This is a genomic window from Rhodopseudomonas palustris (assembly GCF_013415845.1).
In the GTDB taxonomy this organism is placed as follows: Bacteria; Pseudomonadota; Alphaproteobacteria; order Rhizobiales; family Xanthobacteraceae; genus Rhodopseudomonas; species Rhodopseudomonas palustris_F.
The window spans coordinates 1,532,046-1,556,093 of record NZ_CP058907.1; the positions used below are offsets into that span (position 1 = coordinate 1,532,046).

Annotated in this window: 22 protein-coding genes and 1 pseudogene; 6 read left to right on the forward strand and 17 right to left on the reverse strand. The window is 65.4% G+C overall.

Going from position 1 to position 24,048, the window contains the following annotated elements:
* Positions 1-6: 6 nt before the first annotated feature.
* From HZF03_RS24430 to zigA, 4 genes and pseudogenes are all read right to left on the reverse strand, one after another.
* The gene (locus tag HZF03_RS24430; RefSeq protein WP_234832318.1) at positions 7-264 is read right to left on the reverse strand and encodes a formate/nitrite transporter family protein; all 258 of its coding nucleotides are present in this window, start codon (positions 262-264) and stop codon (positions 7-9) included.
* A gap of 94 nt (positions 265-358) precedes the next feature.
* Positions 359-700, reverse strand: a pseudogene (locus HZF03_RS24585) (formate/nitrite transporter family protein); the annotation flags it as partial.
* A 116-nt stretch (positions 701-816) separates the two neighbouring features.
* The gene (locus HZF03_RS07140; protein WP_234832319.1) at positions 817-1,821 is read right to left on the reverse strand and encodes a DUF4424 domain-containing protein; all 1,005 of its coding nucleotides are present in this window, start codon (positions 1,819-1,821) and stop codon (positions 817-819) included.
* A 103-nt stretch (positions 1,822-1,924) separates the two neighbouring features.
* Positions 1,925-3,133 (reverse strand): zinc metallochaperone GTPase ZigA, encoded by a 1,209-nt coding sequence (gene zigA / locus HZF03_RS07145; protein WP_119019589.1) that lies wholly within the window; start codon positions 3,131-3,133, stop codon positions 1,925-1,927.
* A 328-nt stretch (positions 3,134-3,461) separates the two neighbouring features.
* On the opposite strand from zigA, the gene ilvD reads away from it, so the two are divergent.
* Entirely contained in the window at positions 3,462-5,321 is a 1,860-nt protein-coding gene (ilvD, locus tag HZF03_RS07150) for a dihydroxy-acid dehydratase (RefSeq protein WP_119019590.1), read from the forward strand.
* 119 nt (positions 5,322-5,440) lie between these two features.
* Here the strand turns inward: ilvD and HZF03_RS07155 are convergent, their stop codons facing one another.
* Entirely contained in the window at positions 5,441-6,244 is an 804-nt protein-coding gene (locus tag HZF03_RS07155; RefSeq protein ID WP_119019591.1) for a gamma-glutamyl-gamma-aminobutyrate hydrolase family protein, read from the reverse strand.
* A gap of 245 nt (positions 6,245-6,489) precedes the next feature.
* Here HZF03_RS07155 and HZF03_RS07160 point away from each other — a divergent pair, with 245 nt between their 5' ends.
* On the forward strand, positions 6,490-8,304 hold the full coding sequence (locus HZF03_RS07160) for a chloride channel protein (protein WP_119019592.1): 1,815 nt from the start codon (positions 6,490-6,492) through the stop codon (positions 8,302-8,304).
* A 13-nt stretch (positions 8,305-8,317) separates the two neighbouring features.
* Here the strand turns inward: HZF03_RS07160 and atzF are convergent, their stop codons facing one another.
* The 12 genes from atzF to HZF03_RS07220 all read right to left on the reverse strand — a co-directional run bounded on the left by atzF (position 8,318) and on the right by HZF03_RS07220 (position 19,993).
* Complete coding sequence (gene atzF, locus HZF03_RS07165) at positions 8,318-10,123, reverse strand: allophanate hydrolase (protein WP_119019593.1); 1,806 nt, start codon at positions 10,121-10,123, stop codon at positions 8,318-8,320.
* Positions 10,120-10,866, reverse strand: a complete 747-nt coding sequence (locus tag HZF03_RS07170; RefSeq protein WP_234832320.1) for a GntR family transcriptional regulator — start codon at positions 10,864-10,866, stop codon at positions 10,120-10,122. Before HZF03_RS07170 ends, atzF begins: the two co-directional genes overlap by 4 nt.
* On the reverse strand, positions 10,863-11,258 hold the full coding sequence (gene hpxZ, locus HZF03_RS07175) for an oxalurate catabolism protein HpxZ (RefSeq protein WP_011157029.1): 396 nt from the start codon (positions 11,256-11,258) through the stop codon (positions 10,863-10,865). The genes HZF03_RS07170 and hpxZ overlap by 4 nt, the downstream gene beginning before the upstream one ends.
* A 2-nt stretch (positions 11,259-11,260) precedes the next feature.
* Positions 11,261-12,637 carry an AtzE family amidohydrolase gene (locus HZF03_RS07180; protein WP_179906322.1) on the reverse strand — a complete coding sequence of 459 codons (1,377 nt, stop codon included), beginning with the start codon at positions 12,635-12,637 and terminating at the stop codon, positions 11,261-11,263.
* A 28-nt stretch (positions 12,638-12,665) separates the two neighbouring features.
* Positions 12,666-12,857, reverse strand: a complete 192-nt coding sequence (locus tag HZF03_RS07185; protein ID WP_085977288.1) for a DUF4089 domain-containing protein — start codon at positions 12,855-12,857, stop codon at positions 12,666-12,668.
* Between the two features lie 92 nt (positions 12,858-12,949).
* On the reverse strand, positions 12,950-14,773 hold the full coding sequence (locus HZF03_RS07190) for a dipeptide ABC transporter ATP-binding protein (RefSeq protein WP_119019595.1): 1,824 nt from the start codon (positions 14,771-14,773) through the stop codon (positions 12,950-12,952).
* Complete coding sequence (locus tag HZF03_RS07195; RefSeq protein ID WP_234832321.1) at positions 14,770-14,925, reverse strand: hypothetical protein; 156 nt, start codon at positions 14,923-14,925, stop codon at positions 14,770-14,772. The genes HZF03_RS07190 and HZF03_RS07195 overlap by 4 nt, the downstream gene beginning before the upstream one ends.
* A gap of 3 nt (positions 14,926-14,928) precedes the next feature.
* Positions 14,929-15,840 carry an ABC transporter permease gene (locus HZF03_RS07200; protein WP_119019603.1) on the reverse strand — a complete coding sequence of 304 codons (912 nt, stop codon included), beginning with the start codon at positions 15,838-15,840 and terminating at the stop codon, positions 14,929-14,931.
* Positions 15,841-15,850: 10 nt separating this feature from the next.
* Positions 15,851-16,864 carry an ABC transporter permease gene (locus HZF03_RS07205; RefSeq protein ID WP_119019596.1) on the reverse strand — a complete coding sequence of 338 codons (1,014 nt, stop codon included), beginning with the start codon at positions 16,862-16,864 and terminating at the stop codon, positions 15,851-15,853.
* A 173-nt stretch (positions 16,865-17,037) separates the two neighbouring features.
* On the reverse strand, positions 17,038-18,657 hold the full coding sequence (locus tag HZF03_RS07210; RefSeq protein WP_119019474.1) for an ABC transporter substrate-binding protein: 1,620 nt from the start codon (positions 18,655-18,657) through the stop codon (positions 17,038-17,040).
* Positions 18,658-19,035: 378 nt separating this feature from the next.
* Positions 19,036-19,500 carry a hypothetical protein gene (locus tag HZF03_RS07215; RefSeq protein ID WP_011157035.1) on the reverse strand — a complete coding sequence of 155 codons (465 nt, stop codon included), beginning with the start codon at positions 19,498-19,500 and terminating at the stop codon, positions 19,036-19,038.
* Between the two features lie 253 nt (positions 19,501-19,753).
* Positions 19,754-19,993 carry a hypothetical protein gene (locus HZF03_RS07220; protein WP_011157036.1) on the reverse strand — a complete coding sequence of 80 codons (240 nt, stop codon included), beginning with the start codon at positions 19,991-19,993 and terminating at the stop codon, positions 19,754-19,756.
* A 325-nt stretch (positions 19,994-20,318) separates the two neighbouring features.
* On the opposite strand from HZF03_RS07220, the gene HZF03_RS07225 reads away from it, so the two are divergent.
* Genes HZF03_RS07225 through HZF03_RS07240 form a run of 4 tightly spaced genes read left to right on the forward strand, consistent with a single transcriptional unit; the run spans position 20,319 to position 24,040 of the window.
* Positions 20,319-21,326, forward strand: a complete 1,008-nt coding sequence (locus HZF03_RS07225) for an ABC transporter substrate-binding protein (protein ID WP_011157037.1) — start codon at positions 20,319-20,321, stop codon at positions 21,324-21,326.
* 47 nt (positions 21,327-21,373) lie between these two features.
* A complete protein-coding gene (locus HZF03_RS07230) occupies positions 21,374-22,189 on the forward strand; it encodes an ABC transporter permease (protein ID WP_119019473.1) in 816 nt (271 codons plus the stop codon).
* A gap of 4 nt (positions 22,190-22,193) precedes the next feature.
* On the forward strand, positions 22,194-22,979 hold the full coding sequence (locus HZF03_RS07235) for an ABC transporter permease (protein WP_119019472.1): 786 nt from the start codon (positions 22,194-22,196) through the stop codon (positions 22,977-22,979).
* Entirely contained in the window at positions 22,976-24,040 is a 1,065-nt protein-coding gene (locus HZF03_RS07240) for an ABC transporter ATP-binding protein (protein ID WP_119019471.1), read from the forward strand. The genes HZF03_RS07235 and HZF03_RS07240 overlap by 4 nt, the downstream gene beginning before the upstream one ends.
* The last annotated feature ends 8 nt before the right edge of the window (positions 24,041-24,048 follow it).

Below are 24,048 nucleotides of genomic sequence, written 5' to 3' on the forward strand. Positions count from 1 at the left end.
CGCCGCTCACTCCATCTCTTTCATCACCTGCGCATAGGTCAGCAACGCGAACAGCGCGGTGCCGCCGATGACGTTGCCGATCAGCACCGGCGCGACGAATCCGCCGAACACCTGGGCGATACTGACCGAGCCGTCCAGCATCAGCATGAACGCCTCCATGCTTCCGGCGGCGATGTGCATGAAGCCGCCGGCCGAGATCAGCCAGGTCATCACCACGATGATCCAGACCTGACTGCCTTCCGCGCTCGGCAGTAGCCACACCATCGCGGCGATCAGGAAGCCGGCCGAGTGTGCCGAGCGACCAATTCGCCATCACCGGCAACACCACCGTGATGGTGTTTTCGGTGAACAGCCGCTGATGCGCTAGCACTACCATCAGAAAGCCGATCGAGTAACCGAAGCTGGTCACCAGCGGCCGCCAGCCGGTCGGCTCCAGATGCTGCTGCAGCACTGCCTGCGCCAACAGCGAGAAGCTGATCGACAGGCCGGCGGCGAACCCCGACCACCACAGCGACACCACCGGTCGCGCCATTTCCTCTTCGCCGAGGCGTCGGACGATCTCGTAGATCACCGGCGTGCGCGGGCTCGATCGCGACTCGACGTCCTCGACCTCGCGCTCGGTGATTGCCGCGTGACTGTCTTGCGGATCGTCGTTTCGGCCCGACGAGGTGGAGGCGGGGGAATGCTGCGCTGGCGCCATCGACGGTCCCCGGCCGCAGAGTCGCACAAGCAGGATTGCTCGACGCCTTGCAGACCGCAGGTCAAGCGCGACGCGGGACCGAAGTTCCGGCCTATCAGCGTGGACGTTCGCGATCGCTACTGCGGCGGATCGATGATCAGGATGTTGAGATCGCGACCCGGCTTGAAGTTGGTCTTGCGCACTTCGAACCGGGTGGGGCCGGTCTTGACCACGCCGGTCTCGCAGAAGCTGACCAGTGAGTTGGGCTTGCCCTTGTCGATCGTCAGATGGAAATCGCCGATCGGCTTGGCCCAATTGGCGCCGGTGGTTAGGACGTAGGAGACGCGCTGCTCCGGCGGCGGCTGGTTGCCGTTCTTGCGCGTCATCGCTGCGACGGCCGTGACGAACGAGGGCTCGGTGCAGAACTTGTGGACGTAGTTTTTGCGCTGCTCTGCGGTCGTATACTGGCCGGTGATACCGGTCTGGACGCTGCCGCCGACACTTGGTGTGTAGCTGTGCTCGACCACCAGCTCGCGCCCGGCCGCGAAGGTCTGCTCCCAATAGTAGGTTGCCCGCAGCCGCCAGCTCGGCGCCAGATGATGCTCCATCCCCTTGCCGGCGTCGTAATCGTCGGGCCGGATGATCTCGTCCTTGAGCAGTTGCTGCTGCGTCTGCGCCGGCAGCGCTTCCAGCGCGGTCTGGGTCGCCTTCGCGCGCGGTTGCAGCGGCACGCCCAGGGCTTTCAGCCGGGCAGTCACGTCGGTTTTGTCGACCAGCGCCTTTTGTTCGAGCTGAGCTGTGACCTCGCGGCCGTCAACCTTAGTACGGAAGTTCAGGAAATTGTCGGAGTCGTTGTTCGGCACGTCGATGTTGCTGGCGTCGGAAAAGTCGATCTCCGGCATCGGAAACGCCACGGTGACGTGCTGATCGGCGCTGGAGCGATTGAGAAAGCGGTAGCGCACGTCGATCCGCTCCCGCGAGATCGACAAGTCTTCCGACAGCATTTCGATATCGGCGTTGGTGCGGAATTCGAGCCCGCCGGTCGTCAGCGCTGCGGTGGTGTCGTTGGCTCGGGCCGGAAGGCAGCACGTCAGCAGCGCGATCGCCACAGCGGCCGCAGATGCAGCGATGTTTTGATGCACGGTATCCCCCAACGCCGAAGCTCTGCCGCGAACACGCCGCGGCACTTGATCCGATTGTGCAAGAGCACACAACCGGATCATTGGGGCGGGTCAATAATTGGGCTCAGTTCTGTGCCGGCGCCCAGCTCGGGAACGGATCGGGCAGTTGCTGCCACGCATCCGGCGTGAACTGTGCATCTTCACCGACCAGGCACATGTCGAGCTGGCGGCGCAGTGCCGCTTCGTCCATCTCGCCGGTGCCGATGAATACGATTTCCTGGCGACGGTCGCCCCACACCGGATCGAAATACGGCTTCATCGCCTCGTGCCAGTCGACATTGTCCGGCCAGCGCGTCTTCGGCACCGCCGACCACCACAGCCCTCGCTTGGAGGTGCGGACCATCGCGCCGGCCTGCGCGATTTCACCGACATGCTGCGGCCGCGTTGCCAGCCAGAAGAAACCCTTGGCGCGGATCACGCCCGGCCAGCTGCGGTTGCAGAACGACTGGAAGCGGAGCGGATGAAACGGCCGCCGCGCCCGGTACACGAATGAGCGGATGCCGTATTCCTCGGTCTCGGGCACGTGGTCGGCAAAGCCGTTCAGCTCCTTGAACCACAGCGGATGCTGATGCGCGCGCTCGAAATCGAACAGCCCGGTGTGCAGCACCGACGACAGCGGCACGTCGCCGAAATCGGCCTCAATGATCTTGGCATCCGAGTTCAGCGCCCGCACGATCGATCGCGCTGTTTCGCGCCGGCTCGGCGAGGTCGCCGACACCTTGTTGAGCACGATGACGTCGGCGAATTCGATCTGCTCGACCAGCAGGTCGACCAGCGTGCGCTCGTCGTCGGCGCCGGCGACTTCGCCGCGGTCGCGCAGGAATTCCTGGCTGGCGTAGTTCGCCAATAGGCTGGCGGTATCGACCACCGTCACCATGGTGTCGAGCCGGGCGACGTCAGAGAGGCTGTCGCCGTTCTCGTCGCGGAATTCGAAGGTGGCCGCGACCGGCAGCGGCTCGGCGATCCCGGTGGATTCGATCACGAGTGCATCGAACCGGCCGCTCTCGGCCAGCTTGCGGACCTCGACCAGCAGATCCTCGCGTAGGGTGCAGCAGATGCAGCCGTTGGTCATCTCGACCAATGTTTCCTCCGACCGCGTCAACCCGCCATCCTGGCGCACCAGCTCGGCGTCAATGTTCACCTCGCTCATGTCGTTGACGATCACTGCCAGCCGCCGGCCTTCGCGGTTGGACAGCATCCGGTTGAGCAGGGTGGTTTTGCCGGCGCCGAGAAAGCCGGACAGCACGGTGACCGGGAGGAGGGGGTGATCCATGGCGGAAGGGCCTTCGATTGCAGGTATTGGAGGATTGCGTATGAAACGTTATAACATTACATAAAGGCCGGGCAAGCCTCCGAGCTCAAGCCGGAGCGGAAGCAGTTCAATTGATCGTGCGCAGGGGCAGTCGCGCAAGTACAGCCCCTGATTGCCATGTCTTGCGCCTCGCTCACGCCGACCTGCGCGCCCGGCGACCATTGAGAGGCCGTTGGTTCTGCAGTAAGGCTTATCGATGGTCGCTTTGCTTCGGCGCGCCTCTCACTGAAGCCTGTTTTCGGCCGCCGGCGCGCCCTTCCGGCGACGGACATTTTCACGGAACAGTTCAATGCCTGCTTATCGCTCGAGAACGACGACCCACGGCCGCAACATGGCCGGCGCGCGCGGCCTGTGGCGCGCCACCGGTATGAAGGATTCCGACTTCGGCAAGCCGATCATCGCGGTGGTCAATTCGTTCACCCAGTTCGTGCCCGGCCACGTCCATCTCAAGGACCTCGGCCAGCTTGTTGCGCGTGAGATCGAAGCGGCCGGCGGCGTTGCCAAGGAGTTCAACACCATCGCGGTCGATGACGGCATCGCGATGGGCCACGACGGCATGCTGTATTCGCTGCCGTCGCGTGAGCTGATCGCCGACAGCGTCGAGTACATGGTCAACGCGCACTGCGCTGACGCGATGGTGTGCATCTCCAACTGCGACAAGATCACGCCCGGCATGCTGATGGCGGCGATGCGGCTTAATATTCCGGCCGTGTTCGTCTCCGGCGGCCCGATGGAAGCTGGCAAGGTGGTGCTGAAGGGTAAGACACACGCGGTCGACCTGATCGACGCGATGGTCGCCGCCGCCGACAGCGCCATGAGCGACGAAGACGTGCAGACGATGGAACGTTCGGCATGTCCGACCTGCGGCTCGTGCTCGGGCATGTTCACCGCCAATTCGATGAACTGCCTCACAGAAGCGCTCGGCCTGTCGTTGCCGGGCAACGGCTCGGTGCTCGCCACCCATTCTGATCGCAAGCGGCTGTTCGTCGAGGCTGGCCACACCATCGTCGATCTAGCGCGCCGTTACTACGAAGGCGACGACGCCTCGGTGCTGCCGCGCAACATCGCGAACTTCAAGGCGTTCGAGAACGCGATGACGCTCGACATCGCGATGGGCGGCTCGACCAACACCGTGCTGCATCTGCTGGCCGCGGCGCGCGAGGCCGAACTCGACTTCTCGATGAAGGATATCGATCGGCTGTCGCGCCGGGTGCCGTGCCTCAGCAAGATCGCGCCTTCGGTGTCCGACGTGCACATGGAAGACGTGCATCGCGCCGGCGGCATCATGGCCATCCTGGGCGAACTCGACCGCGCCGGCCTGCTCGATACGTCCTGCACCACGGTGCATTCCGAAACGCTCGGCGCAGCGCTCGCGCGCTGGGACATCCGCCAGAGCAACAGCGAGAGCGTCCGCACCTTTTTCCGAGCGGCGCCGGGCGGTGTGCCGTCGCAGACCGCGTTCAGCCAGGACCGCCGCTACGACGAGCTCGATCTCGACCGTGAGAAGGGCGTGATCCGCGACGCCGCGCATGCGTTCAGCAAGGACGGCGGCCTCGCCGTCCTGTACGGCAACATCGCGCTGGACGGCTGCATTGTGAAGACCGCCGGCGTCGACGCCTCGATCCTGACCTTCTCGGGTCCGGTGAAGGTGTTCGAGAGCCAGGACGACGCGGTGTCGGCGATCCTGACCAACAAGATCGTCGCCGGCGATGTGGTCGTGATCCGCTACGAAGGTCCGCGCGGTGGTCCGGGCATGCAGGAGATGCTGTATCCGACCAGCTATCTGAAATCGAAGGGCCTCGGCAAAGCCTGCGCGCTGATCACCGACGGCCGGTTCTCGGGCGGCACCTCTGGCCTGTCGATCGGCCACGTCTCGCCGGAAGCGGCGGAAGGCGGCCTGATCGGCCTGGTACGCGACGGCGACCGGATCTCGATCGACATCCCGAACCGTACCATCAGCCTCGACGTCTCCGAAGCCGAACTCGCCAAGCGCGGCGAGGAAGAGCGGGCGCGCGGCGAAGCGGCGTGGACGCCCAAGGACCGCAAGCGCAACGTCTCGGCTGCGCTGCAGGCCTACGCGATGCTGACCACCAGCGCCGCCAACGGCGCGGTGCGCGATGTGAAGCGTCGGTTCGGTAAGTCGAACTAAGCGGCTGACTTACGGCTGGGCAGTTCTGTGTTGATGAGCTCAGAACTGCCCGCGACCGCTCTCAATACAACGACATTCTCGGGGCGAGGACGCATGGCATGTAGCAATGATGCTGTGCCTCAGCCCGACCGCCGCAGCACGGCCGGCCGCTGCCGCGCCGTACGATACGCGGTGACAGCTTCCCCGAAGGCCAAAAACAGCGCGCGGTTGATCGGATTGACCTGCGGATCGTATTCGGCGTGCCACTGCACGCCGAGCGCGAAGCCGGGCGCATCGGCGATGCGAATCGCTTCGATGGTGCCGTCCTCGGCGACGCCTTCGATCACAATGCGCGGGCCGGGCTCAAGAATGCCCTGGCCATGCAACGAATTCACCCGGATCAGATCGCGGCCGAGCAGGCGTGAGAACACGCCATCGGACGTAAGCTGCACGTTGTGGCGATCGGCGAACACAACGGTCGGATCGGGATGGATCTCGCCATTCTCCAGCCGCGGCATGCGGTGGTTCATCCGCCCCGGCAGCTCGCGAATCTCCGGATGCAGCGAGCCGCCATAGGCGACGTTCATCTCCTGAAAGCCGCGGCAGATCCCGAACAGCGGCACACCGCGCTCGACGCAGGTACGCACGAGCGCCAGCGCCAGCTCGTCGCGCGGCTGGTCGTAGGGCTCGTGGCGCGGATTGGGCTCGGTCTTGAAGTAGGTCGGATGCACGTTGGCCCGGCCGCCGGTGAGCAGGATGCCGTCGACCACCTCCAGCAGGTCCTCGATCTGGGCGAACTCTGACGAGCCGCCGAACATCAGCGGCAGCGCGCCGGCAACCTCGGCCACCGCGCGCAGGTTGCGCTCGCCCACATGCTGGACGGCAAACCGATTATCGACGAGATGGGCGTTGCCGATCACGCCGATCACCGCTCTGCCAGTCATCCTGTTCCTCCCTGACAACCATCGGACCATACAGCCAAAACGGCGAAAATCGAGCCCGACGCTGCTGCCTTAATTGGTTGCCTGCTCTGCACTGGCGATCCGTCTGATCAGCCGCTAGAAGCTGGCGCCAATCAGCCGAGTTCGTGCGGCGTCGAGCCGGCACGGGTTTGTATCTTCCCGAGGATCGCTCGCAGCCATGTGCCTCGCCCGATGTCGATGACCATCCTTGCCGGCGAGGCCGCCCGATGAGCGTCGTCTCGCGCCCGGACACGCCCGCTGTTTCGGGCCCTACCTCCGCTGCGCCGGCGGCTTCCGCTCCGTGGCGACTGCCTGCCGTGGTGCGCAATTTCGTGCGCAACCGGGAAATCGGCTTGGTGATGGTCGCGGTGGTGATCGGGCTGCTGTCCGGGCTGTTAGTGGCGATCATCTGGCGCCTGAGCGAATTCGCTCACGCGGTGTTGTTCAACATTCCGTTCGACACAAGGCTCAGCGCTAACGGCGTGATCTCCTGGCAACGGACGCTGCTGGTGCCGCTCGGCGGCGCGGTCATCCTGACGATCATTGGCGTGTTCTATGCAGGCCGCTTCAAGGGCCGGCTCGCCGACGCTATCGAAGCCAACGCGCTGTATGGCGGACGGGTGTCGATGCGCGGCAGCCTGCTGATCTCGCTGCAGACGCTGCTGTCGAATGGCTGTGGCGCGTCGGTCGGCCTGGAGGCAGGCTACACCCAGATCTGTGCGGCGTTCAGCTCGCAGATCGGCCAGCGGCTCGCCGCCCGGCGTGCCGACATGCGGCTGCTGGTGGCCTGCGGCGCTGCAGGTGCGATTAGCGCCGCGTTCACCGCGCCGCTTGCGGGGGCGTTCTTTGCGTTCGAGGTCGTGCTCGGCGCCTACACCTCGGCGAGCCTGGTGCCGGTGATCGCCAGCGCGGTGTCGTCGTGGCTGGTGATGCGGAATCTGGTGCACCCGTCGTTTCTGCAGATCCCCGGCGTGCCGACGCCAGCATCGGTCGAGATGATCGGCCAGACCATGCTGCTCGGCGTGCTGTGCGCGTTCTTCAGCATCTTGGTGATGCTGGCGGTGGCATTCTCGGAGCGAGTGTTTCAGAGCATTAGCGTCTGGCGCGGCGCCCTGCGGTTGGTGATCGGCGCGCTGCTGCTCAGCGGTCTGGCGCTGCTCAGTCCGACCGTGCTCGGCTCGGGACACGGCGCGATGCAGCTCTTGCTAATCACCAACCCGACTTGGCTGATGCTGCTGACGACGCTGATCTTGAAGACGCTGGCATCGGCAATTTCGCTCGGCGCCGGCTTCCGCGGCGGCCTGTTCTTCGCTTCCCTGATGCTCGGCTCGCTGATCGGCCAACTCTACAGCACGGTGCTCACTCCGTATTTCCCGGACATTGCGCTGCAGCCCGGCACTGCCGCGGTGGCCGGCATGGTGGCGCTCGGCACCGGCGTGATCGGCGCGCCGTTCAGCATGATCTGTCTCGCGCTCGAACTGACCGGCGACTTCTGGGTGACGATCGGCGCGGTGGTGGCGGCGTCGATGAGCGCGCTGATCGTGCGCGAGCTGTTCGGCTACAGCTTCGCCACCTGGCGTTTCCATCTGCGCGGCGAAACCATCCGAGGTCCGCAGGATATCGGCTGGGTCAAGCAGATTAGCGCCGCCACGCTGATGCGGACGGACTTCCCGACCGCGCCGGACGACCTGCCGATCGTCGAGGCGCAGAAGCTGTTCCCGCCCGGCCGCGTCAAGCACATCGTGCTGCGCCACGTCGATGGCAGTTACGGCGGCATCGTCAACTCCGCCGAACTCCACGGCGTCCCTGATCCTGCAGAGGCGGTCCTGGAGACGCTGGCGCAGCAGCGCGATCAATTCCTGCAGCCCCAGGTGACGGTACGCGACATTCTGGCGGCATTCGATCGCACTGAGGCCGACGTCCTGGTGGTGATCGACAATGCCGAGGATCGCCGCGCGATCGGCACCGTGAGCGAGGCGCACGTGCTGCGGACCTATTCGACCGAGCTCGAGCGCCGCAATCAGGAAGTGTTCTTCCGCTGATCGCGGCAACACTTCAGCCGGTCGCCGCCAGCTCCGCCATGTAGGCGCGCCAGCCGCCGAAATGTGAGATATCGCGGGCGCCCTCGATCGCCGCTGGCTCGGTAAGGAAGCCCTTCACTGAGCTGCCATCGGCGAGCGTCAGCGTGCCGATCGACAGCGGCGATGGGATCGCCGCGACGAACGAGCCGAATGCGGCCGGCGACAGTGCCCACACCTCCACGGCGATCGCCGCGCCACCACCTGGCGCCACGCGCAGCAGGCCGGGCTTCGGCGGCACGGTGCCTTTCAGCGCATAGAGTTTGTAGTCCGGCGCTGTGGCGGTGGCCGACAGCAGTCGGCCGCCGAGTGCCGTCAATTCGCGGTTCAGCGGCATGCCGGACAGATGCGCTCCGACCACCGCGATCGCGATCCCACCCGGCGCATCACCGCCAGTGACTTCGGCGAGCGGCGGCTGGGGCTGGCCGCTGGCGCCCATCGGCAGCGCGGTGTCGGCGTGGAACACGCGGCCGAGGCCGGCAAGTTCGGCATCGCGGCCGGCAGGCGCCAGCAGGGTGATGCCGAACGGAATGCCGTCGCTGCGGATCGACGCCGGCAGCGCGAGGCCGCACAGGTCCAGCAGGTTGACGAAGTTGGTGTAGGTGCCGAGCCGGCTATTCAGCGTGATCGGATCGGCCAGCACCTGTTCGACCGTGTATGCGGTCGGCGCGGTCGGCAGCACCAGCGCGTCGATGCCGGCGAAGCTGTGTTCGGCGATCTTGCGCAACGCCTGAAGCCGGTACAGCGCCGCGAAGGTGTCTGCCGCAGATAACTTGGCGCCGGCGAGCGTGATCTGCCGCGTCACCGGGTGCACCGCGTCCGGCTGGGTTTCGAGCAGCTCCCGAATGGTCAGAAAGCGCTCAGCCACCCATGGCCCTTCGTAGAGCAGCCGCGCCGTCTCGTAGAGCGGTTCGACATCGATCTCGACCAGCTCCGCACCGAGCTTTCGCCAGCGCTCGAGCGCTTCCTGATAACCACGCGCCGCGAGATCATCGCCGAAGAACTGCAATTGATCTTGCGGCGGCACGCCGAGCCGCACGCGCTTCGGGATCGCGGTGACTGCCGCCACCGGCCGTTCGCGCGAGAACGGATCTTCGGCATCCGGTCCAGTCATCACCCGCAGTGCGGTCATCGCGTCATCGGTGGTCAGCGCGAAGATCGAAACGCAGTCGAGCGTGCGGCACGCCGGCACGACACCCGTAGTCGAAATCATCCCGAGGCTCGGCTTCAGCCCGACGATGTTGTTGAGCATCGCCGGCACCCGGCCGGAGCCCGCCGTATCGGTGCCGAGCGACAGCGGCACCAGACCGGCACCGACCGCGACCGCCGAGCCGGAGCTCGACCCGCCCGGCACCAGATCGCTGCGCATCGCATTGCGCGGCACGCCATAGGGCGAGCGGACGCCGACCAGCCCGGTGGCGAACTGATCGAGATTGGTCTTGCCGATCACGATCGCGCCGGCGGCGCGCAGCTTGGCGACCGCAGTGGCATCACGCGCCGGCTGATACGCAAACGCGGGGCATGCGGCGGTGGTCGGTAGGCCGGCGACATCGATATTGTCCTTCACCGCGACTGGAACGCCGTACAGGGGCAGCGACGGATCGCGAGCCGCCAGCGCGACCGCTTCGGCGATCGCATCGGCCTCGTCCCGCAGGGTGATGAACAGCGCCGGATCCGCATAGGCGCGGATGCGCTGGTAGCTGCGCGCGATCGTCTGCGCAGGGGTGGTGGTGCCGGCGCGATGCGCGGCGACGATTTCACTGATGGTTTCGAATTTGCTCATACCGACACCGCGTAAATTTCGTATTCGTCGCGCACCAGATCGATGTGATGGCGCATGGCCTTGGCAGCACCGTCGCGGTCGCCGCGCAGGATCGCGATCACCACGCGGTCGTGCTCTGCGTGCGACTTTGCCAGCCGTCCGAGATTGCGGAACTGGGCACGGCGGAACGGCTGCACCCGCACCCGCGTCGCTAGCGTGATCTCGGCGATGTAGTCATTGTGTGCCCCCGCATAGATCGCGTTGTGGAAGTGTTCGTTGACTTCGTGGAAGCGTTCCGGATTGCCCTGCGAGCTGAGCATCCGTAGCTCCTCATGGATCGTCTCCAGCGTCCGGCGCTCCAGCGGCGTCATCCGCTCGGCCGCGAAGCTCGCACACAGTGCTTCGAGTTCGGACATCGCTTCGAACATGCCGGTCAGCCGTTCGAACGACGGCTGCGCCACCACCGCCCCGTGATGCGGCCGCGACTCGACGAGGCCGCTGGCGACGAGCTGTCGTAGCGCCTCGCGCACCGGCGTGCGCGAGACCTTGAAACGCTGTGCGATATCGGTTTCGTCGAGTGCTGCGCCGGGGCGTAGCGTGCCGCGAACGATCTCGTCGGCAAGCTGGCGCCGCAGCTCCTCGGCGCGGGTGATCTTGATCGGAGAAGGGGCGGCCCGCACGATCCGCGCGTCCGGAGTGATTAATCCCGGCGGCGCGAGAGGCAACCTGGTTCGGCGTGAAGTCTGCGCATCATCGAAGCTCATGGCGACGCCCGCGGTTCGTCGATCATGCTGACATGAGCCGCGACGATGCGCCAGCCTTCGGCAAACCGCACCCATGTCTGCATCTGCCGTCCGACCTTGCCCGGCGCGTTGTCGCGGTAGAACAAGGTCGACGCCACTGCGGTGTCGCGACCATAGGCTGTGATGATCGTGCGCGCGGTGGTGCGCATCAGCCCGATCGGCGAGCGGGCGCCGCGAAACGCTTTGATCTCATCGTAGCCGTAGAGATTTTCGCCGCCGCCGTAGCGCAGCGTCCGCGGATCGTTGTGGAACAGCTCGTTGAGCGTGGCGACGTCGTTGCCGACAAGCGCGGCCTCGTAGCGGGCGAAGGCTTCGCTGACTTCGGCGACAATTTCTGGCAGATCGATATCCATGGTCAGAAATCCTTCGGTCGCGGTGCGCGGGCGACACCGGCGCGTTCCAGCGCGGCGGCGACGCGCAGCGCGATGTCTTCGCGCCACGGGGCGGCAATGATCTGCACCCCGACCGGCAGCGGTTCGAGCGGGATCGGGGCGGCCACCACTGGCAGCCCGATGAACGAGATCGGCTGAGTGTGGATCCCCACGTTGGCGCGTACCGGAAGCTCGACGCCGTCGAGCGTGAAAGTGACCTGTCCGAGCTTGGGCGCGACGCAAGGCGTTGCCGGGGCGATGATGACGTCGACCTGCTCGAACAATTCGAGCACGCGGGCGCGGTACCAGCGGCGGAACTTCTGTGCGCGGTCGACCAGCGATGCCGGCACCATCGCGCCGGCCAGCAGCCGGTCACGCACGGCGGGGTCGAAATCGTTTGGTTGTCGTCGCAGCCGGTCGAGATGTAGCGAGGCGCCTTCGGTCGTGCTGATCACGTAAGCCGCGGCGCGAGCTCGGGCGGCTTCCGGCAGTTCGACCGAGCGGGTGATGCCGAGCGCCTTGACCACGCGATCGACAGCTTCGCGTGCTTCCGGGAACAGATTAGTCTCAAAGTAACCGCCGGCCTTCGCGATCCGCAGGCCGTCGATGCCTTCCGCGAGCAGGCCGGAGACGGGCTCCGGTGCCCGCGCGGTGCAGGCGGCGTCGCCATCATCCGGCCCCTGCATTGCGTCGTAAGCTAGCGCCAGATCAGCGGCGCTGCGCGCCAGCGGGCCGAGGTGGTCGAAGCTCGCTACGAACGGAAACGAACCGGTGCGCGGCAGTCGCCCGTAGGTCGGCTTGAGCCCAAAGATGCCGCACAGCGAGGAGGGCACCCGGATCGAGCCGTTGGTATCCGAGCCTAGCGCGAGCGGCACCTCACCGCCGGCAACCGCAGCGCCCGATCCGCCGGAGGAGCCGCCGGTCATCCGGGTGGGATCGTGCGGATTGCGCGACGGGCCGTCGTGAATGTTCTCGCCGGTGAAGTCGTAGGCGTATTCGCCCATGTTGAGCGCGCCGATCAGCACCGCGCCGGCCGCCTCCAGCCGCTTGATCAGCGGCGCATCGTCGGTGGCCGGGCTGCGGTCGCGGTTGATTTTGGAGCCGGCCCGGGTGGCGAGGCCGGTGACGTCGAACAGGTTCTTCACCGCGAACGGCACGCCGGCGAGCGGGCCGATGCTTTCGCCGCGCGCGATTGCCGCATCGATCTCGCGTGCGCGTGCGCGGGCACGCTCGGCAACGACATCGGTGAAGGCATTGAGCGTCACATCCGCCTTGGCGATGCGCGCGAGCGCGGCCTCGGTAGCAGCGAGAGCGGTGATGGTCCGGTTCGCCACAGCTGCGGCGGTCTCGGAGGCGGTCATCCAGTCGGTGGAGATGGCGGAATCGATCTCAGGCACGGAACACGCTCGCAGGCTCGGTCTCATCGGGAAGCGGAAATTCATCGACCATCCGCGCTAGCTTCAGCGACACTTCGAGATTGGCACGCACCGCCGGCTTCCAGGCCGGATCGATCGGCAATCCAAGCGCGGCAGCGAGGGCGTCTATGTAGGAGTCGAGGGTGGTGGGATCACTCAAAGCCATGGTCCTTCAGCAAGCTTGGTATTTAAGTTCATCATTCCGGCTCGCCGCTTCGCGTGCCCCGGAATGACGAGTGGAGGGGGGCACAGCGATCATCACGTCACCGGCAGCGGCGGATGCGGGATAGCGGTGAGAAGTTCGCGGGTGTAGTCGTGCTTCGGGCTGCCGAGCACCTGCTCGGAGGGACCCTGCTCGACGATCTTTCCAGCGCGCATCACGATGACGCGGTCGCACAGCAGCCGCACCACGTTGAGGTCGTGCGACACGAACAGGTAGCTCATCCCCATCGATTGCTTGAGGTCCTGCAGCAGGTTCAGCACCACCGCCTGCACCGAGACGTCGAGTGCCGCGGTAGGTTCGTCGAGGATCACCAGCTTCGGCCGCAGCGCGATCGCACGAGCGATGCCGACGCGTGCCTTTTGGCCGCCGGAGAGCTGATGCGGAAACCGGTCGAGCAGATCGAGCGGCAGGCCGACCTGCTCGGCCAGCTCCTCGCAGCGCGCGCGCACCGCGTCGCGGCCCTTGATCTCGCCAAGCTGCAGGATCGGGTCGGCGATCGCTCGCGCCGCGGTGAAGCGCGGATTGAGGCTGTCGGTCGGGTCCTGAAACACCATCTGGATCGACTTGCGCAGCGGCAGCCGCGCGAAGCGGTGCGGCAGGATAGTGCCGATCTCCTCGCCGTCGAACACGATGCGGCCAGAGGTCTGATCGAGCAGCCGCATCAGCATCATCGAGGTGGTCGACTTGCCGCAGCCGGACTCGCCGACCAGCCCGACGCTTTCACCATGCCTGATCTGGAAGCTGATGCCGTCGACCGCGCGAAACACCTCCGGCTCCGGCGCCGGCCCGAGCGAGAACAATCGGCTCAGCGTCGCGGTGGCGCCCTGGCGCGGATACTCCTTCACCAGCTTTTCGACGGAGAGGAGGGAGGCCGCTGTCTTCGAAGCGTTTGCATCTTTGCGCGAGCCACTCGCCTCATCGTCACCCCCGGGCTTGACCCGGGGGTCCATCGTCTTCGACGAAGCTTCTCCCGAAGTGGGATGGATCGCCGGGTCGAGCCCGGCGATGACGCTTTCACGCTGAGCCGCGCCGCCTTCCCCCTCCGTCAGCAGCTCGCGCAGACCAACGCCGAGCCGCGGCGTCGCGCGCATCAGTTTCTTGGTGTAGGGGTGCTGCGGATTGGCGAAGATATCGGCCGCGGAGGCGGTCTCGACCACGCGGCCCTTCTCCATCACCACCACGCGGTCGCAATAGGCGGCGGCGAGACCGAGGTCGTGGGTGATCAGGATCGTGGACAGGCCGCGGCTCTTGGTCAGCTCGACGATCAGGTCCATCACCGCCTTCTGGGTGGTGACGTCGAGGCCGGTGGTCGGCTCGTCGGCGATCAGGAGCTGCGGGTTGCAGGCGAGAGCCAGCGCGATCACAACGCGCTGGCACATGCCGCCGGAGAGTTGGAACGGATAGGCGTGATAGCGCTCGCGCGGCCGCGCGATCTTCACCGCCCCCAGCGCCGCGATCGCCTTCTCGCCGCGATCGGTCGACGTCGATTGCACATGCTGGCGCAGCACGTCTTCGATCTGGTCGCCGACCTTGCGGATCGGGTTGAGAGCGGCGCGCGGGTTCTGGAAGATCATCGAGATCTCGCGGCCGCGCAGATCGCGCATCTCGCGCTCGCTGGCTGCTTTGAGATCCATGCCGCCGAACATCACCGAACCTTCGGCGATCCGTCCGGCGCGGTCGAGGATCCGCATCACCGCGTAGGATGTCACCGATTTGCCGGAGCCGGATTCGCCGACGATAGCCAGTGTCTCGCCTTTGCCGACGCTGATATCGACATGCTGCACCGCCTTGACGATGCCGCGGCGGGTGACGAATTCGACCGTGAGATCACGAACTTCGAGCAGGGGCTGGGTGGTCATGACGGCATCTCCACCTGGTGGCTGTCACCGCCGGGCTTGCCCCGGTGGTCCATCGTCTTTGAAAGACGCTTTTGCGAAGCGGGATGGATGGCCGGGTCAAGCCCGGCCATGACGGAGGCTTGTGAGGCGAGGTGAGCGGCTGACAGGTTCATGGCTCACGTCCTCCGCTGCGGATCAAAAATGTCGCGCAGGCCGTCGCCGAGCAGGTTGAAGCAGAACACGGCGATCATCAGCGCGAGGCCGGGGAACAGCGCGATCCACCATTCGCCGGAGACCATGAACGACGCACCTTCCGCGACCATGATGCCCCATTCGGCGGTCGGCGGACGGACGCCGAGGCCGATGAACGACAGGCCGGCGGCGTTGAGGATCGCGTAGCCCATCGTCAGCGACATCTGCACGATCATGATCGGCATGATGTTCGGCAGGATGTGCACCAGCAGGATGCGCATCTCGCTGTTGCCGCACAGCCGCGCCCCCATCACGAAGCCGGCTTCGCGGCGGACATTGGCCTCGGCGCGGGCAACGCGCGCATACAGCGGGAAGTTCACGATTGCGGTGGCGATGATGATGTTTTGCACCGTGTTGCCGAGAGCCGCCACGATGCCCATCGCTAGCACGAACAGCGGGAACGCCATGATGGTGTCGGCGATCCGGCCGACGATACGGTCGGTCCAACCACCGAAGTAACCGGCCGCGATGCCGGCGAGGCCGCCCATCAGGAACACCAGCACCACCGAGGCGACGGCAATGAACAGGTCGAGCCTGGTCGCGACCACGACGCGGCTGAAGATGTCACGGCCGAGCTGATCGGTGCCGAACCAATGCGCTGCCGACGGGGCTTTGAGCGCTTGGGCGGTGTCGCTGGCGAGCGGATCGTAGGGGACGATATACGGCCCGAATAGAGCCGCGAACACGATCACCACCAGAAGGCCGAAGGCGAAGGCGGTGACGTGGTTGTCACCGAGCACGTAGCGGGTGTGTTCGATCGCGTCCCGTAGTGCGGAGCGGCGCGCGGGCTTGGGGCTGGCGGAGGTTTCGCCGATCGGAGGGGAGACGCTGGTCATGGTCATGCTCCTAGCCTTCCAGCCGCACGCGTGGGTCGATCACGCCGTAGAGAATGTCGATCGCCAGATTGAGCAGCACGTACATCACCGCCATGGTGAGCACGAAGCCCTGCACCGGCGCAAAATCGGACGCGATCAGCGCTTCGACCGCGTAGGAGCCGATGCCGGGCCAGGCGAACACCTTCTCGACCAGCACGTTGGCGCCGAGTAGGAACGAGAACACCATCGACAGCGTGGTGATCACCGGCAGCATGGCGTTGCGGAATGCGTAGGTCATCGTTACCTTGCGCGGCGACAGGCCGCTGGCCCGCGCGGTGCGGACGAAGTCCGAGGCCAGCACCGCCAGCATCGAGGCGCGGGTCATGCGTGCGATCGGCGCCAGCGAGAAACTCGCCAGCGTCGCTGCGGGCAGCAGCAGTTGACTCAGCGCCGATCGGAGAGTTTCGAAGTCGCGGGCGATCAGGCTGTCGATCAGATAGAAGCCGGTGACGGTGGGTGGCGCGCTGTAGAACACGTCGAGCCGGCCCAGTGGCGCCGGCGACCAGCCGAGCTTGAAGTAGAATACATAGACCAGCAGTAGGCCGGTGAAGAACACCGGTAGCGACACGCCGGCGGTAGTGGTGATGCGGCAGAGGTGATCGATCCACGAGCCCGGCCGCGTCGCCGCCATGATGCCGAGCGGGATCGCGATCACGACCGCGAGCGCGAGGCCGAGCAGGGTAAGCTCGGCGGAGGCGGGCAGGCGGTTCTTCAGTTCGGTGACCACGGGCTGCCCGGTGGTCAGCGACTCGCCGAGATCGCCGCGGGCGAGGTCGGTGGTGTAGCGGACGAACTGTTCGGGCAGCGATTTGTCGAGGCCGAGCTTGTGCCGGATCTGCTCGATCGCCTCCTTGCTGGCCGCGGGACCGGCGAAATACGCCGCCGGATCACCCGGCAATGCGCGGGTCAGCAGGAAGGTGACGATCACCACGCCGATCAGGCTCGGGATCGCGAACATCAGGCGTTTGCCGATCAGGGTGAGCATTGGGTCATCCCCTTAGAGAGTTAGGCAAAAGAAGATTGCGTCGCCGCGCGCCACGATCTTCTCCCCTCCCCTTGCGGGGAGGGGGCGGGGGTGGGGGGCCGCGAGCACTGCGCCCGCGTCGCCCTCACCCCGGCCCTCTCCCGCAAGCGGGAGAGGGAGAAGAGTGCTCACGCTCAGCCCTTCACCATCGTCCGGTAGTCGAGACGGCGGTGGAACCAGTAGGCGAAGCCGGAGACGTTCTTCTGCATCGCGACGTTGAGGTAGGGCTGGTACAGCGGGACGCGTGGGATGTCCTTGAAGGCGAGGTCGACGAAGCCCTTGACGTCGCTGTCGTAGGTGGCGGTGTCGCCGGTTGCGGCGGCGATGCGGGAGCTGTCGATCAGCTTGTCCATCTCGGGCGAGTCGTAGCCCATGGTGTTGAAGATCGACTTGCCGGAGTGGTAGCACCAGTAGAAGAAGTACTCCGGATAATCGAGCCAGCCCGAGAAGATGTTGACGTAGAGCGGCATCACCTTCTTGTTCAGCTCGGTGCGCCAGTTGGCGCCGGGGATCTTGTTGATGGTGCAGCGGATGCCGATCTGCGCCAGGCTTTCCTGGATCAGGATGCACATCGGCTCGTTGACGCCGGCGAAGCCGAGGTCGAACGACAGAGTGGTGTCGAAGCCGTTCGCGTAGCCGGCTTCTGCCATCAGCGCCTTGGCCTTCGCCATGTCGGTATTGTACTTGGTCGGCTGCGGCCACTTCACTTCGGTCGCCTTGTCGGCGGCTGCGCCGAACATCGGGTTGGCGAGGCCGAACATCACCGCGTCGATGATCTTCTGATATGGCACCGCGTGGGCGACCGCCTCACGCACCTTCGGATTGTTGAACGGCGGCTGGGTGACGTTCATGCCGAGATACTGGATGCCGTTGGAGATCGGCAGCGACACCACATTGACCTTGCCGTCGCGCTTCATCTCGGCGAAGTCCTGGTTCGGCAGCTCATAGGAGATGTCGGCGTCGCCGCGCTCCAGCAGTGCCCGGCGGTTGCCGGCCTGCGGCACCATGCGCCAGATCACGCGCTTGATTTTGGGCAGCGGGCCGCCGACCCACTTGTCGTTACGCTCCATGATCACTTCGGTGCCGGCGGTCCACTTCACCACGCGATATGCGCCGGAGCCGGCGGTGTTCTGCTTGGTGTATTCGAGACCCCACGGATCCTTCTCGCTGGCGTTCTTCTTCACCAGTTCGGAGTTGACGACGCAGGGCACGATCACCGCGAGATCCGGGATCGTGAGCTTGTCCTTCTTCAGGAAGTCGACCCGCACGGTGTGATCGTCGACCACCACGAACTGCTCGGGCTTGGTCAGCGAGCCTGCGCTCATCTGGAAGGTCGGAAAGCCGCCGACGCTAACGGAGCGGTCGAGCGACCACTTCACGTCCTTGGCGGTGACCGGGGTGCCGTCCTGGAAGGTGGCGTTCTTCTTCAGCTTGAAGGTCGCAGACATGTCGCCGATGACCATGTCGTCGGCGAGCTCGCCCTTGAACTTGTCCTTGTCGTAGTAGGGAACGCCGCCGGGGCCTTCCTTCATTTCGTGGGTGATCAGCCGGTCGTAGCAATTCCACGACACCTCGTAGCCGGGCACGTTGGTGCCGACGCCGTGGATGTCGAGGTTGTTCGGGCCGCTCTCGGAGACAACCAGCAGGGTTTCGGACCGGGCGTCGGCCTTGGCGGCCGACCAAATCGCCGGTGCTGGCACCATCGCGCCGGCGGCGAGGGCTGTAGCGGACTTGAGGAAATCACGACGCTTCATATGCGGCTCCAAAAGCAGCGAGGATGAGTAGCTGATGGAACTCGTTCGCAAGCTTCGTGCCAGACACCTAAATTGACCTAACCATCTGAAATGTTTCGATATTATCCTGAATGGTGATTAGGCCACCTGCCTCGGCTCCGCCCAATTGCATACAAAGCGCAGATTTTGCATAAATAATGTGCATGCTCCGAGCGCTGGGTCGCTGGCGAGCATCAGCCGAACGGCGCCGCACTGGCGCAGCCTGCGGAAGTCGGCCTTCGAAAGTGGCTGCGGCGGGACCAGTCCCATGGTCGCCGACGGCTAGCGGCCAAAACAAAAGCGGCGGGGAAATCCCCGCCGCCTGCGTCGTCAGTGGCTCGAACGATCCGCCAGAGGCGATCAGTTAATCTTGGCGCTCTCGTTGCGGACCTGGGTGTACAGCACGCTGTCGTTGGCCGGCTTGGCTTCGATTGCGGTGGTCGGGCGAACCACCGGACGGTGGCTGCGATAGACTTCGAACGCGTACCACGCGGCGACCACGGCAGCGATCAGCGCGACCTGGCTTGGCGGCAGGATCAGCGATAGCGCGATCAGCGCGGTAGCCACCGTGCCGGCCTTCACCACGCTCTCACCGTCGTGGAACATGGCGTTGAAGCGTTCCCAGTTCTCGCCCTTCCAGAACGGAGCGGAGAACCGATCCAGAGCGAACCGCGTCCACGCGCCAGCGAAGCCCAGCTTGCGCGCCCACATCAGATACAGTGAGCCCGCGAAAGCGAGCAGCGAGACCAGCGCGCCGACCGGACCGGCGGCGTAACCGATGACCACGACCAGCGCGGCCGTGAATGCAATGATCCAGTATTGCATTGTGTGACCCTTTCACCCGCTTGGCGGGCGCCTTTCAAATTTGATTCGATGGCGGCGTTAGCCGGCGCATTATGGGCTGTTTTCCACAGCGGCGCCGCAAAAAATTGGCGCGTTAGTTATTCATCCGATTAGCACTTTGGTCAAAGGTAATTAGTTATGGTGTGTCCTGACGTGGAACGATCGTCGGGTGCGACAGCCTGCCGCGACCGGGCGATCGGGCGCTGATTATCCAGGATGATCGTACCGCAGAAAGTCAGCGCGCGAGGCGGCTTTCGGCTTCGGCAATCTTGGCGTTGCGGATGCGCTTGGCATCGCGGCTGGCCATGAACGGCATGCCGAGCTTGCGTGCCTTTACCTGCACCGATGAGCGCGCGCGCTTCAGAGCGGCTGCCGCGCGCACCGCCGATGCGCCGCTGGCAATCAGCTCCTTCAACCGCTCGACCTGTTCGTCGTCCCACGGTCTGCAAGCATTGCTCTTGGCGGACGTCGGCATCAGCAGCTCCTTTCGCTGTCGGGCCCGCTCGCCGGTGGAAGCGTGCGGGCAGGGCATGTGAAGGTTGGTGCGCGAAGCTCTGCGGCTGGCGGGTCGGTGATCGATGGTCGCAGCACAGGTTCGGCGATCGGACTGGCCCGGATGCGATGGGCCCTCGCGCAGTTGTTCGCCTCTCAATCGTTTTCAACAGTGAAAGTTCCTGACGGTGGCTCTCGGCACCGGTTACCGGCGCTGTCGCAAACCTGTCATCGGCGATCGATAGGGGAGGGCGCGCAGCGGCGGCCTTGCCGCCCGAGGCTGCGCTCAGTCGAAAACGAGGAAGCCGATGAGACTGGTCCGGTTGATGACCGCGCTTTGTGCGCTGTCCGCATTTGCGTCGCTGCAGCCGGCGAAGGCTGCGGATGTGATCTGCTACAATTGCCCGCCGCAGTGGGCCGATTGGGCGACCATGCTGAAGCAGGTCAAGGCCGACCTCGGCTACGACATCCCGTTCGACAACAAGAACTCCGGCCAGGCGCTGTCGCAGCTGATCGCGGAGAAGAGCAATCCGGTCGCCGACATCGGCTACTTCGGCGTCAATTTCGGCATGAAGGCGAAGGCACAGGGCGTCACCCAGCCGTACAAGCCGGCGAAGTGGGACGAGGTCCCGGCCGGCCTGAAGGATCCGGACGGCGAGTGGACCGCGATCCATTCCGGCACGCTCGGCCTGTTCGTTAACGTCGATGCGCTCGGCGGCAAGCCGGTTCCGGCATGCTGGAGGGATCTGGAGAAGCCGGACTACAAGGGTATGGTCGGCTATCTCGATCCGCCCTCGGCGGCGGTCGGTTATGTCGGCGCGGTGGCGGTCAATCTCGCGCTTGGCGGCAGCGATCAGGACTTCTCGCCGGCGGTTTTGTTCTTCAAGAAGCTGCACGACAACGATGCGATCGTGCCGAAGCAAACCTCCTACGCCCGCGTGGTGTCGGGCGAGATCCCGATCCTGTTCGACTACGATTTCAACGCCTATCGGGCCAAGTACACCGAGAAGGGCAACTTCGCCTTCGTGATCCCGTGCGAGGGCTCGGTCGTGTTCCCCTATGTGGTCAGTCTGACGAAGGGCGCGCCGAATGCCGACAAGGCCAAGAAGGTGATGGACTATCTGCTGTCCGACAAGGGCCAGGCGATCTGGACCAATGCGTATTTGCGCCCGGCGCGGCCGATCGCCCTGCCGCCTGAGGTCAAGGCCAAGTTCCTGCCGGACAGCGACTACGCGCGCGCCAAGAACGTCGACTGGGCCAAGATGGAAGCGGCCCAGAAGGCGTTCACCGACCGTTACCTCGCCGAAGTCCGTTGAGTCGATCGGCTGTCCCGGCTGGCGACGGCCGGGACGTCGTCTGAATCATGAAGCATCACAAATTCCTATTGATCTGTCTGGCGCCCCTGGTCGTGCTGACCGTGGCGTTCTTCTTGCTGCCGATGGCGCGACTGGTGGTGATCGGGGCCGAAGGGCCGGAAGGGCCCGCCGGCTATCTCGCCATCCTGCTCGAGCCGCGCTACCGCGCCACGCTGATCAACACCGTGCTGCTTGCGGCCGCCACCACGATCGCGACGCTGATCGTCGCCACCATCGCCGGACTGTTCCTGCAGCGGCACCGGTTTCCCGGCCGTGCCGTGCTGATCGCGATGCTGACCTTCCCGTTGGCGTTTCCGGGCGTGGTGATAGGCTTTCTGATCATCCTGCTCGCCGGACGGCAGGGCGTGATCGGCGATCTGACGCGGTTTGCCACCGGCACCAAGGTGGTGTTCGCCTATTCGATTTGGGGGCTGTTTCTCGGCTATCTATATTTCTCGATCCCGCGGGTGATCCTCACGATTATGGCGGCGGTGCAGAAGCTCGATCCAGGGCTCGAAGAGGCCGCTCGTTCGCTCGGCGCCAGCCCTTGGGCTGTGCAGCGCGACGTGGTGCTGCCAGCGCTGGTGCCGGCATTCGTCGCTTCCGGCGCGATCGCATTTGCGACTGCGATGGGCGCATTCGGCACCGCCTTCACGCTCGCCACCAACATCGATGTGCTGCCGATGCTGATCTACACCGAGTTCACGCTGGCGGCGAACTTTGCCACCGCGGCGTCACTGTCGGTCGGCCTCGGCTTGATCTCCTGGGCGATGCTGGCGTTGGCGCGGTCATTGACCGGCGGCACTGTGGCGGCGACGGGCTAGGGCGATGCGCGACCGCCTGATCTTCATCGGACAACTGCTGTTCACGCTGCTGGTCGCCGCATTCCTGGTGGTGCCGGCGCTGCTGTCGATCGCTGCCGGCGTCACGGCGAACTACTTCCGCGGCATCTCCTCCGGCGTCACCCTGCAATGGGTGGTCCAGGTGTGGACACTGTATGCCGACAGCATCGTGTTGTCGTTCGTGATCGCACTGGCGACGCTGGCCGTGACGCTGGTCGTCGGCGTGCCAGCTGCGTACGCGCTGCATATCCGCGGCGGAGCCTGGTCGCGGCTGATCGAAGAGGTGATCACCCTGCCGCTGGCGATCCCGGGCTTGGCAATTGCGCTGGCGCTGCTGCTGACCTATGGCGGCTTCGGCGACTTCCGGCGGTCCTGGCTGTTCATTTTGGTCGGCCATGTGGTGTTCACCATGCCGTTCATGGTGCGCTCGGTAATGGCGGTGTTCGCCACCATCGACATCCGTACCCTCGACGAAGGCGCGGCCTCGCTCGGCGCATCGCCGGCGCGGCGGTTCGTCAATATCATCGTGCCGAATGCGAGGCCGGGAATTCTGGCCGGTGCCCTGATGGTGGTGACGCTGTCGCTTGGTGAGTTCAATCTTACCTGGATGCTGCACACGCCGCTGACCAAGACGCTGCCGGTCGGGCTCGCGGACAGCTACGCGTCGATGCGGCTCGAAGTCGCCTCGGCCTACACGCTGATCTTCTTCATCATGATCGTCCCTTTGCTGGTGGCGATGCAATTGCTCGCGGAGCGGGAGCCGAAACGATGACGGCGGATGACGGACACGGCGTCGCGGTCGAGGTCGCGGCCTGCGGCAAGACCTTTTCGGATGGGACGCGTGCGCTGGAGCCGGCGAGCCTCAGCATCGCGCGCGGCGAAACGCTGGTGCTGCTCGGTCCGTCCGGCTGCGGCAAGACCACGATGCTGCGGATCATCGCCGGGCTGGAGAGCCCGGATGCCGGCGGGCGCGTGCTGTTCGACGGCGTGGACGTGACCTCGGTGCCGATCGAGAAACGCAATGTCGGCATGGTGTTTCAGTCCTACGCGCTGTTTCCCAACATGACGGTGGCCGACAACATCGGCTACGGGCTCAAGATCCGCGGCGTCGCCAAGGCGGAGCGCGCCGCGCGGATCGCCGAACTGGTGGCGCTGACCAACATCGCCGGGCTTGAGCATCGGCGGATCGATCAGCTCTCCGGCGGTCAGCGCCAGCGTGTCGCGCTGGCCCGCGCCGTGGCGATCCGTCCCGCCGTGCTGCTGCTCGACGAGCCGCTGACCGCGCTCGATGCGGCGCTCCGTGAACGGCTCCGCGGCGAGCTCGATCGGCTGCTGCGCTCGCTCGGCATCACCACGATCTATGTCACCCACGACCAGGCCGAGGCGATGGCGCTCGGGGACCGGATCGTGGTGATGAGCAAGGGCGCGATCGCGCAGGTGGGCACGCCGCGCGAGATCTATTTTCGCCCGGCGACTCGGTTCGTTGCCGAGTTCGTCGGCGCCGCCAATATCATCGAGGCCGAGATTGCCGATGGTGCGCTGCGATTGCCGGGCGGGCATTTGCGCATCGCCGACAGCATCAGCCGCAGTCGCGCGGTCGCGATGATCCGCCCGGAGACGATCCGGATCGCTGCGACCGAGGCCGCGACGCTGCAGGGCGTTGTCGAGAGCGTCAGTTTCGTTGGCGACCGTCAGCGCGTCGTTGTGTCCGGCGCGACCGCGAGGCCGCTGGCGATCGATGCCCCGAGTGCGTTGCCGATCCGGGGCGGCGACCGCGTCGGTCTCGTGGCCGATCCCGAAGCCATCCGGCTGCTGCCCGAGCACCTGGGATGAACCAGAAC